The 16,021-nt window shown below is 44.6% G+C and carries 13 protein-coding genes and 2 tRNA genes; 4 read left to right on the forward strand and 11 right to left on the reverse strand.

The annotated features are described in order from the left end of the window. Positions 1–108: 108 nt before the first annotated feature. Together vexH and AACV12_RS08655 are read right to left on the reverse strand one after the other, a co-directional pair. Complete coding sequence (vexH, locus tag AACV12_RS08650; RefSeq protein WP_017047991.1) at positions 109–3,219, reverse strand: vibriobactin export RND transporter permease subunit VexH; 3,111 nt, start codon at positions 3,217–3,219, stop codon at positions 109–111. Beyond that, a complete protein-coding gene (locus AACV12_RS08655) occupies positions 3,219–4,271 on the reverse strand; it encodes an efflux RND transporter periplasmic adaptor subunit (RefSeq protein WP_094127336.1) in 1,053 nt (350 codons plus the stop codon). The genes vexH and AACV12_RS08655 overlap by 1 nt, the downstream gene beginning before the upstream one ends. Positions 4,272–4,754: 483 nt before the next feature. On the opposite strand from AACV12_RS08655, the gene AACV12_RS08660 reads away from it, so the two are divergent. After that, positions 4,755–4,839: transfer RNA gene (locus AACV12_RS08660), tRNA-Tyr, on the forward strand. A 79-nt stretch (positions 4,840–4,918) separates the two neighbouring features. Then, positions 4,919–5,003: transfer RNA gene (locus AACV12_RS08665), tRNA-Tyr, on the forward strand. Between the two features lie 99 nt (positions 5,004–5,102). On the opposite strand, the gene AACV12_RS08670 is transcribed toward AACV12_RS08665, so the two are convergent. The 9 genes from AACV12_RS08670 to gmhB all read right to left on the reverse strand — a co-directional run bounded on the left by AACV12_RS08670 (position 5,103) and on the right by gmhB (position 14,081). After that, complete coding sequence (locus AACV12_RS08670; RefSeq protein ID WP_170900182.1) at positions 5,103–5,870, reverse strand: PKD domain-containing protein; 768 nt, start codon at positions 5,868–5,870, stop codon at positions 5,103–5,105. A gap of 22 nt (positions 5,871–5,892) precedes the next feature. Then, positions 5,893–6,129, reverse strand: coding sequence for a hypothetical protein (locus AACV12_RS08675; RefSeq protein WP_017047988.1), 237 nt, complete (start codon positions 6,127–6,129; stop codon positions 5,893–5,895). Positions 6,130–6,205: 76 nt separating this feature from the next. Then, positions 6,206–7,840, reverse strand: a complete 1,635-nt coding sequence (locus AACV12_RS08680; RefSeq protein WP_017047987.1) for an ATP-binding protein — start codon at positions 7,838–7,840, stop codon at positions 6,206–6,208. Further along, positions 7,831–8,553, reverse strand: a complete 723-nt coding sequence (locus AACV12_RS08685; protein ID WP_013857376.1) for a winged helix-turn-helix domain-containing protein — start codon at positions 8,551–8,553, stop codon at positions 7,831–7,833. The genes AACV12_RS08680 and AACV12_RS08685 overlap by 10 nt, the downstream gene beginning before the upstream one ends. 257 nt (positions 8,554–8,810) lie before the next feature. Beyond that, positions 8,811–10,502 carry an alpha,alpha-phosphotrehalase gene (gene treC, locus AACV12_RS08690; protein ID WP_017047986.1) on the reverse strand — a complete coding sequence of 564 codons (1,692 nt, stop codon included), beginning with the start codon at positions 10,500–10,502 and terminating at the stop codon, positions 8,811–8,813. Positions 10,503–10,563: 61 nt separating this feature from the next. After that, a complete protein-coding gene (gene treB / locus AACV12_RS08695; RefSeq protein WP_026027679.1) occupies positions 10,564–11,988 on the reverse strand; it encodes a PTS trehalose transporter subunit IIBC in 1,425 nt (474 codons plus the stop codon). 167 nt (positions 11,989–12,155) lie between these two features. Next, on the reverse strand, positions 12,156–13,103 hold the full coding sequence (treR, locus tag AACV12_RS08700; protein WP_013857380.1) for a trehalose operon repressor TreR: 948 nt from the start codon (positions 13,101–13,103) through the stop codon (positions 12,156–12,158). A 55-nt stretch (positions 13,104–13,158) separates the two neighbouring features. Further along, positions 13,159–13,503, reverse strand: coding sequence for an MliC family protein (locus AACV12_RS08705; RefSeq protein WP_170900183.1), 345 nt, complete (start codon positions 13,501–13,503; stop codon positions 13,159–13,161). Positions 13,504–13,529: 26 nt separating this feature from the next. Next, a complete protein-coding gene (gene gmhB, locus AACV12_RS08710; protein ID WP_013857382.1) occupies positions 13,530–14,081 on the reverse strand; it encodes a D-glycero-beta-D-manno-heptose 1,7-bisphosphate 7-phosphatase in 552 nt (183 codons plus the stop codon). Positions 14,082–14,278: 197 nt separating this feature from the next. On the opposite strand from gmhB, the gene metN reads away from it, so the two are divergent. Further along, entirely contained in the window at positions 14,279–15,313 is a 1,035-nt protein-coding gene (gene metN / locus AACV12_RS08715; protein WP_013857383.1) for a methionine ABC transporter ATP-binding protein MetN, read from the forward strand. Further along, positions 15,303–15,980, forward strand: a complete 678-nt coding sequence (locus AACV12_RS08720; RefSeq protein ID WP_170888582.1) for a methionine ABC transporter permease — start codon at positions 15,303–15,305, stop codon at positions 15,978–15,980. Before metN ends, AACV12_RS08720 begins: the two co-directional genes overlap by 11 nt. Positions 15,981–16,021: the final 41 nt, after the last annotated feature.

Below are 16,021 nucleotides of genomic sequence, written 5' to 3' on the forward strand. Positions count from 1 at the left end.
AGCCGGCCGCATGTGATTTCATCTAATGGGGATAGATAACGGTGAATGGAATAGGTGTGAACGGTGAACAAAGAAGAGCCTGCAGGGCGCAGGCTCTTGATACGTTAATCAGTGAACACTTCTGGTTTTAACATCATGCAGCAGTTCTTGATTAAGTTCAGCTTCAACATGACCTGGAGAGCGTGTTGATGCCGAGACCAAACGATACATAGCAGGGATAACAAACAGAGTGACTAAAGTGGCAAAACCCATACCGAAGAAAATCACCGTACCCACCGCAACTCGGCTTTCATAGCCTGCTCCTGTCGAGATAATTAATGGGATTGAACCTGCTAAAGTAGTAAATGCGGTCATCATGATTGGCCGTAAGCGCCTCGCTGAAGCATCAATAATTGCTTTTTCAAACTCAACCCCTCGGTCACGCAGCTGGTTGGCAAATTCAACGATCAAAATGCCATTTTTGGTCACCATACCGATCAGCATAATCATCCCAATTTGGCTATAGATGTTGATACCTTGTCCCATAATTGATAGACCAAGAAAGCCGCCAAACACACCCATCGGCACCGTCAACATCACCACTAACGGGTTGATAAAACTTTCAAATTGGGCGGCTAGTACCAAATAAGCGACAAGCAGCGCTAACGCAAATACAATGGCTACACTCGATTGGTTTTCTTTAAAATCTTTTGACTCACCTGAGTAACTAATGGAAATATCACTAGGTAGCGTTTCAATGGCTTTCTGATCCAGAAAATCAAGCGCTTCGCCCAACGTGTAACCAGCTGATAAATTTGCAGTAACCGTGATCGCCTTTTGCTTATTGTAATGAGACAAGCGGATTGATGATGCCACTTCTTCCACTTTCGCAAGTGCATCCAGTGTAACAAGCTCACCGGATGCGGTTCTCATGTAGATCTGGCTTAAATCGGAGGCGTTATTGAAGCTATTTTCGTCCCCACGGAGATAAACATCATACTCTTCGCCACGCTCAACAAAGCTGGTTTCACTCTTCCCGCCGAGCATCACTTCTAACGTATCTGAAATATCCGCGACACTGATCCCCAATTCCGCGGCACGCTGCCTATCAATCGTCACCACCAGTTCAGGTGTCTTTTCGGAATAATTGGTGTCAGCTCCTTCCATAAAGGGGGAATTTTCAGCTTCCGTTTTTAACAATTCAGCCCATTTTTTGAGTTCAGGATAGTCTGACCCACCTAACACAAACTGAACAGGCTCGTTAGAGCCACCACGAAAGCCGGGCATAAAGGGCATAACTCGTACATCGGGAATTCCCGTTAGCGTTTTTTTGACCTGCCCTAATGCTTGTTGAGCGGTGATGCTTCGTTCGTTCCAGTCATCCAAAATCATGATAACAAACCCCGTCTGATCACCCGCTTGCCCACCGAACGCGGGCGATTGAATACTAAACGACTTGAGAAAACCTTTGCCAACCAAGGGCATTAACCGCTGCTCAACAAGATCCATATTGGCCGACATCCGATTATAACTGGTCGCATCCGCTCCGCGCACAAAGGCAAAAATAACGCCGCGATCTTCTGAAGGCGTGAGCTGAGAAGGCACTTTCTGCATCAGAAAATAACTGCCACCAACGCATGCAAGGATGACGAGCGGTGCAGCCCATTTCCAACTGATAGCAAAACGTAAAGAGGATTTGTAACCCGCTTCTAAACGGCCAAAAACACGATCAACAAAACGATTAAAACGGTTTGGTTTGACATTGACCTTTAAAATCTTGCTACCGAGAACGGGCGTTAAAGTTAACGCTATTAGCGATGAAAAGAGAACCGACATGGCCAAAAGTACAGAGAACTCGGTGAACAACAGGCCGACCATACCGTCCATAAAAGAGATCGGTAAAAAGACCATCACTAATACCAATGTGGTGGCAATCACGGCAAAGCCGACTTCGCGCGTCCCTTTATAAGCCGCCAGCAGTGGCTTCTCTCCCTGTTCTATGTGATGAAATATATTTTCCACCACCACAATCGCGTCATCAACAACCAAACCGATGGAAAGAATCAGCGCCATCAAGGTGATAAGGTTAATGGAGAATCCGAAATAGTAAGCGGCAATAAAAGAAGAGATCAATGATACTGGCACAGTAACGGCTGGGATTAGCGTTGCCCGAACTTGGCCGATAAAAATGTACAGTACCAAAATCACTAAACCACCCGTGATAAACAGTGTGCTATACACTTCCGAAATTGAGCGATCAATAAAAACGGTCGAGTCGTAGTCAATGGCCAAGCGCGTTCCTTTGGGTAGAAACTGCTGAATATTATCGACTTCTTGATGGACACGCTGCGCCACATCCAAGGGGTTAGCATCTGACTGTGGCACAATGCCCATGCTCACATTAACCACACCGTCGCTTTTGAAGGTTGAGTTTTCGTTCTCAGCGCCGATGAAGACATCCGCGACATCTTTTAAGTAAATCGGCGAATTGTCACTTGCGCGCTTAACCACCAAATAGTCAAAATCTTGAGCCGTTTTGTACGCTCGGTCGGTACGCACCGACATTACTGTCGAATCGTTACGCACTTCCCCGCCCGGGCTTTCAATATTTTCACTGCGCAATGCACTTGATATATCAGAAGTCGTGACACCACGCCCAGCCATCAGATTCGGCTTGAGCTTGACATACATCACCTTATAAAGACCACCAGACACATCCACAGAACTGACGCCAGAGATTAAACTAAAGCGGTCAATCAAAGCTCGTTCGATATAATCGGTCAGTTGGGTTCGATCCATCTCTGAAGAACTGAGATTAATGTACAAAGAAGCTTCACCAGAGCCATTATTTTTGAATACGGTTGGATCATCTGCTTCATCCGGTAATGAGCGCTGCGCTCTCGCAACGGCGTCGCGGATATCGCTCACACCAGTATTGAGATCGTAACCCAGTTCAAATGTAACGGTAATCCGTGACATGCCATTACGCGTGGTGGATTCAATTTCATCAATCCCGCTAATGCCTGCCAGTTGATCTTCCAATACAGAAGTGATTTGGCTTTCAATGATGGTAGCTGAAGCCCCTGCATAGCGAGTACTGATTGAAACCACCGGGCTTTCAATATCGGGCATTTCCCGGACCGAAAGCTTAGAAAATGACACTAGACCAAAAACGCACAACAGTAAGCTTAATACCACCGCCGCCACAGGGCGCTTCACTGAAACATCGGATAACCACATTATTTGTCATCCTTTTGTATCGGTGAGCCATCCACATTGACTTCAGTAACGACAATGCCGTTTCTCATATTCACGATACCTTGCACCACAATCTTATCGCCAATGGCTAAACCTTTATCAATCACCACTTGATTGTCGATCCGCGCGCCAAGCCAAACTTCCGTGCGTATTACTTTATTATTGCTATCAATCACATAGACATAGCGTTTAGTGCCTGAATATTCGAGTGCTTGAACAGGGATAATGGGCGCTTCAATCGCTGGGAAATTCAACTTAGTAGAAAGCAACATTCCGGGTTTTAGCTTGCCATCTTGGTTATCGAAATGAATACGGACACGCAAATTCAAGGTTTCACGGTTAATGCGTGAATCAATACCCACAACTTTGCCGGTAAACTCGTTTTTTGCCCAAGCATTACTCTTCGCCGTCACCGTCATACCTTTACTGATTAACGAAAGGTAACGCTCTGGCACTTGGATATCGAGTTGCATCACCGATAGGTCATCTAAAGTCAGCAATTCCGTCCCTGCACTGACCATTTTGCCCAAACTAAAATCAATAAAACCAACGGTGCCATTAAATGGCGCGCTAATGCGCAGATCGTTTAAATTTGCGTTTGCTGCATCTAAACGTGCTTGAGCAATATCAACACTCGCTTTTTGCGCATCGATTTCCGTTTGGGTAATGGCATTCCGTTTGACCAAACGTTCAAACTCTTTCAACTTACGCTGTTCATCGTTCAAATAGGCTTGAGCCTCTGAAAGTGCGGCTTTGGCTTTATCATCATTAAGCTGAATTAAGAGCTGACCTTTCTTGACCTCTTGATTGGCTTTAATCGCAATATGGCTGACCTTTCCCGAAACTTCAGATGAGATCTCCACTGCTCGTTCAGCTTCTAATTTACCAATCAGTGAAAGAGACTGAGACACTTGATGAGTTGCCACACGCTCTGCGACCACCGCAACGGCTTGTGGTGCTTGCGCAGCGAACGCACTTAACGGTGTGGTAAGCAAGGTAACCATCATTAACGAAAGAATAGACGTGTTTTTCATAGTTTTTATTCAACAATAAATAGACTGATTGAATTGTAACTGCTTATACGACGCTCGAACGTCAAGGAGTGTAAATCTTATTAAATATCTGTAACGTGCGTCATAACTTAGCCTCCTCCGGCAGCTTTTTAGGCGTCACACACAGGCTATACCCAAACAACCTGAAGTTACAGGTAGGCGGCAAGTAAGTTCATCCCCATGAGCATAGATAAACTATGTGATTGGGGTGAGCGAACGTAGCCAACACCGCTGCAGCTTCAAGTGGGAAGGGTATAAATAGAGCAAAACTATCCATTCCTCCCCCCTTTGCCCAAAAAGGCAGCATTCAATTCAAAATCATAAGAAAAAGGCTTTACAGAGAGAGCGAGTTTGCTATCATGCGCTCCGCACTTGAGCAATGCGTTGGGAAAACGTTGTTTAAGCATACTGTGAGCCAATAGTGTCCTTAGAAGCACTATAAATCACATTGTATGAAAACCCTCTGGAGGGGTTCCCGAGTGGCCAAAGGGAGCAGACTGTAAATCTGCCGGCTCCGCCTTCGATGGTTCGAATCCGTCCCCCTCCACCATATTCTCTCGTAAGAGAAACCTTGATTGATACGTTGGGAAAACATCATTCAAGCCTATTTTTAGAATAGGAAAACACCCGGAGGGGTTCCCGAGTGGCCAAAGGGAGCAGACTGTAAATCTGCCGGCTCCGCCTTCGATGGTTCGAATCCGTCCCCCTCCACCATATTTTCTCGATTGAGAACGATAAGAAGCCAGCTTTCGAGCTGGCTTTTTCGTTTCTTTACATCATAGCTCTATAAACTGACGTCACTAAGTAGTCTAGTTAACCCTCAATATACTGAAGTAGAGCGGTAACACAGCTTTGTGCATCACTGCAATTGATACTCTCTGGCAGTTCAGTCTGCAATAAAAACCCTTGTTCCAAAGAGTGGGAAGATGAACTTTCACTTAAACAAATCGGAATTCCTTGAGCAGAAAGGGCATTTAATAACAACAGAGCCGTTTGTATATTTCCCCCAGCATTGGCGGCAAAATTCAGCTCAAACTCAGCAGCGCTATTGAGTGAGGCCAGCGCATGCTCTAATTGAGCGCCCACTTCGGTTAAAGAAACCGAATCTAAATCACTAAAGCTCAGCATGCCTTGGTTCCTATCAGCATACTGCCAAGCAACGACATCAACCTGCTGCATATAGGCTCGCTGCATGCTTTGCGCGGCCGCCTGAATGATCACCTGCATTTGGTCACTGTTGCTTCTTCCACCACTGTCTTTGACTGATAATTCAAAAATATACGTGCCAGCAATCGTAGGATAAAACGCCGTTGCTTTCAGAGAATCTGCATTGATTAAGGTAAGCGATTGAGGCCCAGAAACTTGACGCCAAGACTTCGTTTTAATTTCATATATTGATAACTCAGATTTCGCCGTTCCGCTCAACGTAATACTATTTACTGGCAGTATTAACATCTGATCAGCACCAGCATTAACCGTAGGCTTAGTCAGCTTATCCGCATCTTTCAAATCATCGGCTTTACATCCCACAATAAGTGCGAGCACACTCAGGATCACGAACAACTGGTTTAACTTAAACATAATATTTTCCTGTGGTTAAGCATTAGAAGAGGTAACTGGTACTGATGGAAAGAAAGGCGACTTCACTACCGTCCAAATACAATGCAGCATCTTGTTGCGCGTAATCCATCATCACATTCGATTGCGTATTGGTTTGGCTGAGCTGGTCATTTAAGCGGACCCCATCGCTGAAGGCTGAGATCCATTCCATCGGTTTAGTGGCACTGGTAGATGAGAAAAATACGCCGCTTAAAAACAGCGCTAATAATTTGGTATTCATACTTACTCCTTGTGAGCGGTCTGATTCACCGACCCATTCAAGGTAGCATTCTCAATACAAATAAATCGTCAGCAGTTTATTGACCATTTGTATCCAGTTTGGTCACATTAGGTAAAGAAATCTGTTTCGGCCATTGCAGTTCAAAACATGCGCCCCCTAATGCTGAACCATTTACTTTTACTCTAACCTTGCCTTGATGCCAACGAGTGATCTGTTTAACAATCGCCAGCCCAAGACCATGACCTTTTTCACTATTACGCTCTTGATTATTCACTTGAGTAAAGGGCTCAAAAATACGTTCAATATCATCTGGCGCAATACCGGGGCCATCGTCTTCGACCACCAAAAAAAGTTGCCCATCAGATTCGTTCAACGAGAGATGGATCTCTTGCTGCGCAAATCGCGCGGCATTACTCAGCAAGTTTTTAACGGCCCGCAATAAAGCTCGATTATCGACAAATATCGTTTGCTGTCGCAACGAATCCAACACGCTGACACGCAATGTGAGTTGCGGGTTTTCAAGCTGGAAATGCTCCGCTTCTGCAACCAAATTGTCGGCAAAGTGGCAATAAGAAAAATGGCGAATATCCGTGATGCGGTTATAGCGCGACAAAACAAGTGTCTGGTTAATCAAATGATCGAGATCTTCAATACTAGAGTGAATCACTTGGCGGTATTTTTCTTTCTGGCTTAAGGCAATGTCTTCATCCTCAAGCATTTCAAATGCAAAGCGTAAACGGTAGAGCGGTGTTCGTAAATCATGCGCCACGGCGTTGGTTAAGGTTCTTTGGCTGGCAATCAGCTTTTCGATGTTATTCGCCATGTTATTAAAAGAATGACTGAGCTGTGAGACCACGGACAGCCGAGATGTCGTCGCTCTACGAGATAATACTCCTTGGCCAAATTCATTCGCCGTTTTTACCAGACGTTTCAGATCTCGCCATAAAGGATAAATCCACATAACTAAGGCCACAGAAATGGCTAAAAAAAAGAAACCGCCGATAGCCGTAGTGAGCTTTAATTGGGTTTGGTAGGAAATATTGTCCTCGACGCGTAACCACGTATTCTCATCCACCGCAGCCAATAAGATCATGCTGCCTTGTTGATTGATATAACTGGTCATCTGCTCTTCATCAGCCAACAATTTACTTCGCTCGATAGGTGACAAATCTTGCTCTTGCAATAGACTCAACTCTAAAGGTATTCGGCTATTTTGCTCAGCAATACTGGTTTGCCATTGAGTACGAGGTTGGCTACGGAGATCTTCTACCGCGAGGTATAATGTACCTCTGGACTGGTTAAGCGCTGCGAGTTCTCTCGGTTCATTGATCGCGAAATAGAGCACTTTGTCACTGTTCAACACTCTTTGCAAAAGTGCCATAGGATCACCATCTTGAAAAATGATCTCGCCTTTTTGCAACGCTTGATAAACTTCTGGGGAGACGTGGTAACTGTCTAATGCCTCTAATCGAAGTGGGTAACTGAAATGCTTAGCATAGCCGTCAATAATCGTTGTCCACTCAGCTTGAGGCGCTTGACGTAATTTTTCAGATAGAAACGTAAAGTTACTCTGATAGACAGGCTTATAAAATTCTTCAGAGATACTGCGGCTAAGATATGGGATCGGATTAAATTGCGTGGGAATACTGAGTAATAAGATCGGCAGAAACACAGCTACCCAGAGTACCCAAAAAGATCGAATCATGACCACTTCCCTTCCGATACAGCGCAGAGCTGATATCCTTTACCTCGAACCGTTTTTATCAACTTAGGTTCATTAGGATCATCTCCGAGCGCACGCCGCAAGCGTGATATACGACGATCAATTGAGCGATCTAAACCATCATATTCAAAACCACGCACATGCTGAGCGATATCATCTCTCGTGACAATGGTGCCGACATGTTGGGCGAGTAGATACAAAAGCTCAAACTCGCTGGTCGTGAGTTTTATGGGCTGCTGCTCAAGTAATACCGCTCGATGCTGTAAATTCATCCACAAGTTACCTATGCACAATTCGTATTTGTCACTTTGACTTCCTCTTGCTTGCCTCCGAAGTAAAGCTCGAATACGTGACAGTAGCAAACGGGGCTTAACCTGCTTAACAACATAGTCATCGGCACCCAGTTCCAACCCCATCACCTGATCAATATCATCGTCCAACGCCGTTTGCATTAAGATCATACCGTGGTATTGATCTCGGACAGCGCGGCAGACATCCATACCACTTTGCCCTGGTAGCATAATATCCAGAATGACTAAATCAGGTTGCTCATCCAAAATCCGATCAACGGCTTGAATCCCATCCGCAACCGTTGAGACACAAAACTCATAGTGGTTGAGAAAGTCTTTGATCAGTTCCGAGAGTTCTAAATCGTCTTCAACGAGAACCACTCGATAAGAGGGGGAGAGAGTACTGTTCATTGTGTTTCACATCCGCTTGCTAAGAACGCAAACTATAGCGGATTGTGTTTCATCTTTGTGTGACTAATTGTGACCAAGCAACAAAGTTGTGGTGTTGTTAAAACATTAAACAAACCATCAACAGCCGAACCTACCGCGTTGAATCAATAAGAGTACGAAGAAAGTACCATTGAGCCGTGACTCATAAACAGAGTCGATAAAAAAGCCCCGAAAATTCGGGGCTGAAAAATGACTGAATCTATAGGGGTAGGACTCAATCAGGATACTAAATCGAACAAAATTACGCGTGTTTCATACGGACGAAGCACTTGATGCTCCAAAACTTTGAGTGGTTTTATATCTGTATAGTTGCCTAACAGGTATTTTGCTTTCTCAATCGGTAACTCTTTTGGCAGCACGCATTCGGTGTCAACGCCATAATAGTTATTGATACAGATCAGCACCTGTTTCGCGTTGCGTCGCTGGTAGGCAAAAATCTCTTTATGATCGGGGAGTAAATCGGTGTAATCACCATCGGTAATTACACCGATTTTTTTGCGCAGCGCTATCAACTCTTGGTAGAAATAGAACACCGATTGCTCATCAGCTAACGCCCGTTGCGCATTCAATTCTTGATAGTTTTCTGCAATGTCTAGCCAAGGCTGACCTTGGCTAAAACCAGCAAAGCGCTCTGCATTCCATTGCATTGGCGTGCGAGAATTGTCACGGGATTTTTGTGCAAGAATGGCCATCATCGCTTCATGACTTACCCCTTGCTGGTTCACCATGATGTCGTAAATGTTAGTACTTTCCACATCTCGGTACTGTTCAATAGCGGTGTAGCCGGGATTGGTCATGCCAATTTCTTCACCTTGATAAACATAAGGCGTGCCTTGCATCATATGAATCGATGCGGCCAACATTTTTGCCGACTCAACGCGATAACGTTGATCATCCCCTAAACGGCTCACGATACGAGGTTGATCATGGTTACACCAAAAAAGTGCTCCCCACCCTTTACCATTTAAACCCGTTTGCCAATGGTTGAAAATCTGCTTCAATTGCAAGAAATCAAATGGCGCTTTCGTCCATTTATCACCATTCGGATAATCCACTTTTAAATGGTGGAAGTTAAACACCATCGACAGCTCTTTGCCGTCCAAGCGTGAATATTGTTGGCAATGTTCAAGCGTTGTTGAGGACATTTCCCCCACAGTGACGCTGCCGTATTGTTGAAAAACCGCTTGGCTGATCTCTTGTAAAAATTCATGCACGCGCGGGCCATCGGTATAAAAACGGCGTCCATCACCTTGGTGATCATCACTGAAATCCTGCGCTTTTGAGATTAAATTGATCACATCGAGACGAAAACCATCCACCCCTTTTTCGGCCCAAAAACGAATCACTTGCTTCACTTCCTCACGAACTTGAGGATTTTCCCAATTTAGATCCGCCTGCTCTTTGGCAAATAGGTGCAGATAATATTGCCCTGTTACGTCATCTAACGCCCATGCACTACCACCAAACTTTGACTGCCAATTATTTGGAGCCTGACCATTAATCGGGTCTTGCCAAATATAATAGTCACGATACGGGCTTGATTTATCACCCAACGCCGACTGAAACCAAGCGTGCTCGGTTGAGGTGTGGTTAACCACAATATCCATAATAATACGGATACCTCTTTGATGAGCTTGAGTCAGCAGTTCATCAAAATCTTGCATGCTACCGAATTGAGGATTGACACTGTAATAATCCGAAATGTCATAACCGTTATCAACCATCGGAGATGAATAAATGGGTGTCAGCCAAATGGCATCAATTCCCAAGCGGTGCAAGTAATCCAGTTTAGAGATGATCCCTTTGATATCTCCCGTTCCTTTATTGCCGCTATCACAAAAACTTTTGGGATAAATCTGATAGATGGTCGCAGTTTTCCACCACTGACTATCACTCTTGGTTATAACCATATTGACAACTCACTTACCAAAATGAAAATGAGTGGTGAAAACTCACCACTCGAATGAAAGGTTATGCACTTGCTGGCTCTAGCTCGCCTTTAGCTTGAGCTCGTTTGTATAAAAACAGAGTAAGCAGAATTGGGACGGCCATCGCCACCAGCATCGCGATGCCGTAAATACCCCAGTATTGTGGTTGAATCGAAAGAATACCTGGTAAACCACCCACACCGATGCCATTCGCCATCACCCCTGCACTACCACAAATTGCGGCTGCAATAGCACTACCAATCATGGCGCTTAGCATTGGGAACTTGTACTTTAAGTTGACACCATACATCGCTGGCTCTGTCACACCCAAATAAGCCGAAATAGCCGCAGGAACAGAGATGTCTCGCTCACCGTGTTTTTTACTGATAAAGATGATACCGACGACCGCAGACGCTTGAGCAATATTTGACAGTGCAATCAGTGGCCAAATTGGCGTACCACCCATTTCTTGCATCAATTGCAGATCCACCGCGTTAGTGGTGTGGTGAATCCCGGTAATGACCAGTGGCGCATACAAGAAACCGAACACCATTGAACCGATAACCGCAAAATCGCCAGTCATTGCAGCTTTAGCCGCAAATGCGACGCCATCGCCCAATACGCGACCAAATGGACCAATTAAAGCGTGGGCCAAAATAACGGACAATATGATAGAGATAAACGGCACAACAACGAGGTAAAGATAAGAAGGGATGATGCGCTTTAAGTTTGTCTCAATAAACGCCAGAGCAACACCCGCCAACATCGCAGGAATCACCTGAGCTTGATAGCCGACTTTCTCTATCACAAACAAGCCAAAATCCCACACTTCGGGCATCTGCTTACCGATCAGATAAGCATTCATTAATTGAGGCGAAACCAGAGTCACACCCAAAGTAATCCCCAGTATCGGTGTTCCACCCAACTTTTTCACCGTTGACCAACAAACACCAACCGGTAGGAAGAAGAAAATAGCCTCGCCAATTAACCATAAGAAAGAATGAACCGTGGCCCAAAATTGGCTAATTTCAACCAAGGTTTTGCCATCGAACATACGAATGTCGCCAATGACATTACGAAAACCGAGGATTAAACCGCCGGTGATGATCGCTGGCAGCAAAGGAACAAAGATTTCCGCAAGATGCGAAATGCCACGTTCTAAAAAGTTCATGTTTTGGCGAGCGGCTTTCTTCGCTTCATCTTTAGAAACGGCTTCTTTGCCTGAAAGCCCGATTAAGATGGCGTAAACTTCGTCCACCTCAGTACCAATCACAACTTGAAACTGCCCAGCATTGGTAAAACACCCTTTAACCATGCTCAGCTGTTCTAGTCCTTTTTTATCCGCCTTGTCGGTATCATTTAAAACAAAGCGTAAACGAGTCAAACAGTGACTCACACTGGCGATGTTCTCTTTACCACCTACCAGCTCGATAAGACGTATCACGTCTTGCTTCGCTATCTTGGCCATACTTTTGCCCACCCTATATTGGAATACTGTCTGTTTTTCTTTTTAATGGGAACATTCCCACCTACAAGTGCAATATTGACATAAATAATAAAAGGTAAAAATGGGAACAATCCCATTAATTGAATAAGATCACAGACTAATTGTAATTCACTTTAAGAAATAAGGAGTTAGCTTGTTAGCGGTTGTTGAGTGATGTGTGCAGGGTTCATTTCATTATTAAGCTGTAAAATCAATAAATTAGCTGCTTTTTCTCCCGCTTGAGCATAGCCAGGATCAATACTGTAAATATTAGGGAAAAGAAAAGAGAGCAGTTCATTACCACCCACACCAGTGACGGCGATATCATCTCGGCCCAATTCTTGGAGACGTTTAATCACGCCAAGTGCCAGAGTGTCACTGGCGCACACGATAGCTTGAGTCTGATCATTCAGCACTTCATCAACCAGTTGGTAGGCACTTTCATGATGCAAACGTCCAGTGCGATAATTGGGAGTGCATCCACTTTGTTTGCACCAATCTAAGTACGAATCTAAACGTAATTTACCTGTCGTTTTATCGCTAGGATCGACCCCAATGTAGGAAATATGAACTCGATTTTTCGAAGTCAAATGAGCAAGCGCGCCTTGAATAACACCATAATTGTCATAGTTAATCGATGAGACTTTATCGGCATCCATCGCAATCACAACCGCTCGCGATGCCCATAGGTTGAGTTGTGTGATATCGAGATCGGTAAAACCAAATACAATTACACCATCCACATTACGCTTATGTAAAACCTCAAGGTGCTCGTTCGTTTTAGTGCGATCAAACTGGCTTTCCATAATCACCACATCGTACCCATTTTGATACAACACCTGTAGCATTCGCCCCACAGCGCGGTTTTCAGACGGTGACTCAAGGCGTGAGATAATCACGCCAATCACTTTCTCACTGCCACCACGCATTAACTGAGCCGATTTCAGTGGCACATACCCAGAATCTTGGATAACGCGTTCCACTTTTGCTCGTGTTTCAGGCTTCACTTTTGGGTCGTTCGTCAATACACGAGAAACCGTCGATTTACCAACACCAGACAGTTTTGCAATATCCAAGATAGTCAGTTTTCTGCTCATGCGAACCTATAGCGTAAATAAAAATGGAAGATAGCATGCGCTTATCTTAAATGAATTATTGAGTGGTACAGCCTTGATAAGTCGTTGATCCCACTTCGAGCAAAGCCTCATCGCCTTTCGTATGTAAAAGCACGGTTTGAGGCTGAGTTTGCTCGCTATCGTCGATCACATACTTTGCGCCAGAGGCGGCTGGAATTTGTATTAATGTATATTCGCGATCGGCAATACGGAGAACGGCTGACTGTTGCTCAATATACGCAACATCAAAATGCTCACCAGAACGGCATTGATAATGCTGGAACAGGTTCTCACTTTCAACGCGCGAATCGTTCGCGTAATGTGGTGAGCATGCTGCTAAAAAACCAACACTGAATCCAACAAAAATAAATGATTTATTCATATTGCCTTCCACAAAGGGGGGAATTTTTACGGTGCAAGAAAAGCAGGGACATCGCGAATACTATCAAGTACCACGGTGGCGAGTAATTCACCCTGCTCAGTAACTGGCTTACCCGTACGCACTAACACACGAGTACCAACACCTGCGGCTTGTGCAGCCATCATATCTTCAGCTTTATCGCCTATCATCACGGATTTTTCCATATCGATATCAAGAAAGTCCCGTGCGGAGATAAACATACCAGGCTTGGGTTTGCGGCAATCACACTCTTCTTTATACTTACCTTCACCGTGCTCTGCATGGTGCGGGCAGTAATAAATACCATCAAACTCGACACCGTGATCGGCAAAATTCCAGTCCATCCATTGCGTTAAAGATAAAAAGCGCTCTTCACTAAATTTCCCACGAGCGATACCTGATTGGTTGGTCACCAAAACCAGCAAATACCCCATGTCTTGAAACTTCTTAGTGGCTTCAAATACACCATCAATAAACTCAAAATCATGTTCATCATGAACATAGCCATGATCAACGTTGATCACGCCATCGCGATCTAAAAACACTGCAGGTTTAGCCAAAATAACTCTCTCATATCACGCCAGATATGATGATTATTACACGCTTTATTTTTTTCATCACTACCTAATTCACCAAAGCGTTTAGACGTCTAGACGTAAAAATATCTATTGACTTAAATCAAGTTAAGCCATAGCATCGTCCAACAAGTGAGAGAGAGTTCAACATTTTATTCTGTTATCCCTGCACAGGTTTTCCGATGATTCAAATTAATCAAGTAAATAAAGTTTTCTATCAAGGCAATAAGGAAATTCATGCTTTGAAAGAGATTAATCTTCACATTAAGCAAGGCACTATTTTTGGTGTAATTGGCTCGTCAGGTGCAGGGAAAAGTACACTGATTCGCTGTGTCAACATGCTAGAAGCTCCAACAACAGGTTCGGTTGTGGTTGATGGCGTTGATTTAACTCAACTGAGCAAATCAGAACTCAGTCAAGCTCGTCGCAACATTGGCATGATCTTTCAACACTTCAATTTGCTTTCATCACGTACGGTATTTGACAACGTTGCTCTGCCACTTGAGCTGGCTGGTGTCGAAAAAAATAGCATTGAAAAGAAAGTGTCAGAGCTGTTGCAACTGGTCGGCCTGACGGATAAGCGCGAAACTTATCCTGCAAATCTGAGTGGTGGTCAAAAGCAACGTGTTGCAATAGCGCGAGCACTCGCCTCTGATCCCAAAGTATTGCTGTGTGACGAAGCCACCAGTGCGCTTGATCCTGCGACGACTCAATCAATTTTAGAGCTATTGAAAGAGATCAACCGCACACTCAATATCACCATTTTGCTAATTACTCACGAAATGGATGTGGTAAAAAGTATTTGCCACGAAGTGGCGATTATTGGCGACGGTGAACTGGTTGAAAAAGGCACAGTTGGCGAGATTTTTGCTCACCCTAAAACCGCCTTGGCTCATCAATTTATTCGCTCAACGCTCGATTTATCAATTCCGGAAGATTACCAAGCTCGCCTGCAAGCCACTCGCGTAAAAGGTAGCTACCCGCTGGTGCGATTAGAGTTTACAGGCGCAACGGTTGATGCTCCCTTGATGACACAAATTGCCCGTAAATTTAATATTGATGTCAGTATATTAAGTTCTGACCTTGATTACGCTGGTGGCGTTAAATTCGGCATGATGGTCGCTGAACTGTTTGGTAATGAGTCGGACGATACGGCCGCTCTTGAATTTCTTCGCGAAAACAACGTAAAAGTAGAGGTACTTGGTTATGTCCTTTAACACCATCACCGCTTGGTTAAACCTGAATGGCGATCTTCTACTGATGGCAACCTGGCAAACACTCTACATGGTCGCTGTCGCGGGCATCGTCGGTTTCGTGGTTGGTATTCCACTGGGGGTTATTTTACATACCACCAAAAAAGGCGGCCTTCTCGAAAACACTCAGCTGAACCGCATTCTTGGTGCCATCGTCAACATTGGTCGCTCTGTGCCATTTTTGGTGCTTATGGTGGCCATTATTCCGGTGACAAAACTGCTTGTCGGTACGTTTATTGGTACCACTGCGGCTATTGTTCCGCTGACGATTGGCGCAATTCCATTTGTCGCTCGTTTAATTGAAAGTGCATTGCTGGAAGTGCCCACTGGTTTGGTCGAAGCTGCGCAGTCAATGGGGGCTACGCCGATCCAAATTATTCGTAAAGTGTTGCTTCCTGAAGCGCTACCAACGATTGTCAACTCAGTCACCATCACTATGGTCACTCTAGTAAGTTACTCTGCCATGGCCGGAACCGTTGGCGGCGGTGGCTTGGGCGATGTCGCTATTCGTTACGGCTTTCATCGCTACGACTTAGGCATCATGACGGTCACCGTGGCGATGTTGATTGTCTTAGTACAAATTATTCAATCGATTGGCGATAAGTTTGTCCGCCGTGTCGACCACCGTTAAATCACAATAAAGTTAAAACACAGATTCGTTTTATAACAAGG

Source organism: Vibrio sp. 2-2(8) (assembly GCF_963888495.1).
GTDB classification, from domain to species: Bacteria; Pseudomonadota; Gammaproteobacteria; order Enterobacterales; family Vibrionaceae; genus Vibrio; species Vibrio anguillarum.

Excerpts from the sequence above, each read along its gene's own strand:
- vexH (WP_017047991.1), bottom strand. The coding sequence starts at position 3,219 with ATGTGGTTATCCGATGTTTCAGTGAAGCGCCCTGTGGCGGCGGTGGTA.
- AACV12_RS08655 (WP_094127336.1), bottom strand. The coding sequence starts at position 4,271 with ATGAAAAACACGTCTATTCTTTCGTTAATGATGGTTACCTTGCTTACC.
- AACV12_RS08670 (WP_170900182.1), bottom strand. The coding sequence starts at position 5,870 with ATGTTTAAGTTAAACCAGTTGTTCGTGATCCTGAGTGTGCTCGCACTT.
- AACV12_RS08675 (WP_017047988.1), bottom strand. The coding sequence starts at position 6,129 with ATGAATACCAAATTATTAGCGCTGTTTTTAAGCGGCGTATTTTTCTCA.
- AACV12_RS08685 (WP_013857376.1), bottom strand. The coding sequence starts at position 8,553 with ATGAACAGTACTCTCTCCCCCTCTTATCGAGTGGTTCTCGTTGAAGAC.
- treC (WP_017047986.1), bottom strand. The coding sequence starts at position 10,502 with ATGGTTATAACCAAGAGTGATAGTCAGTGGTGGAAAACTGCGACCATC.
- treB (WP_026027679.1), bottom strand. The coding sequence starts at position 11,988 with ATGGCCAAGATAGCGAAGCAAGACGTGATACGTCTTATCGAGCTGGTA.
- treR (WP_013857380.1), bottom strand. The coding sequence starts at position 13,103 with ATGAGCAGAAAACTGACTATCTTGGATATTGCAAAACTGTCTGGTGTT.
- AACV12_RS08705 (WP_170900183.1), bottom strand. The coding sequence starts at position 13,503 with ATGAATAAATCATTTATTTTTGTTGGATTCAGTGTTGGTTTTTTAGCA.
- metN (WP_013857383.1), top strand. The coding sequence starts at position 14,279 with ATGATTCAAATTAATCAAGTAAATAAAGTTTTCTATCAAGGCAATAAG.
- AACV12_RS08720 (WP_170888582.1), top strand. The coding sequence starts at position 15,303 with ATGTCCTTTAACACCATCACCGCTTGGTTAAACCTGAATGGCGATCTT.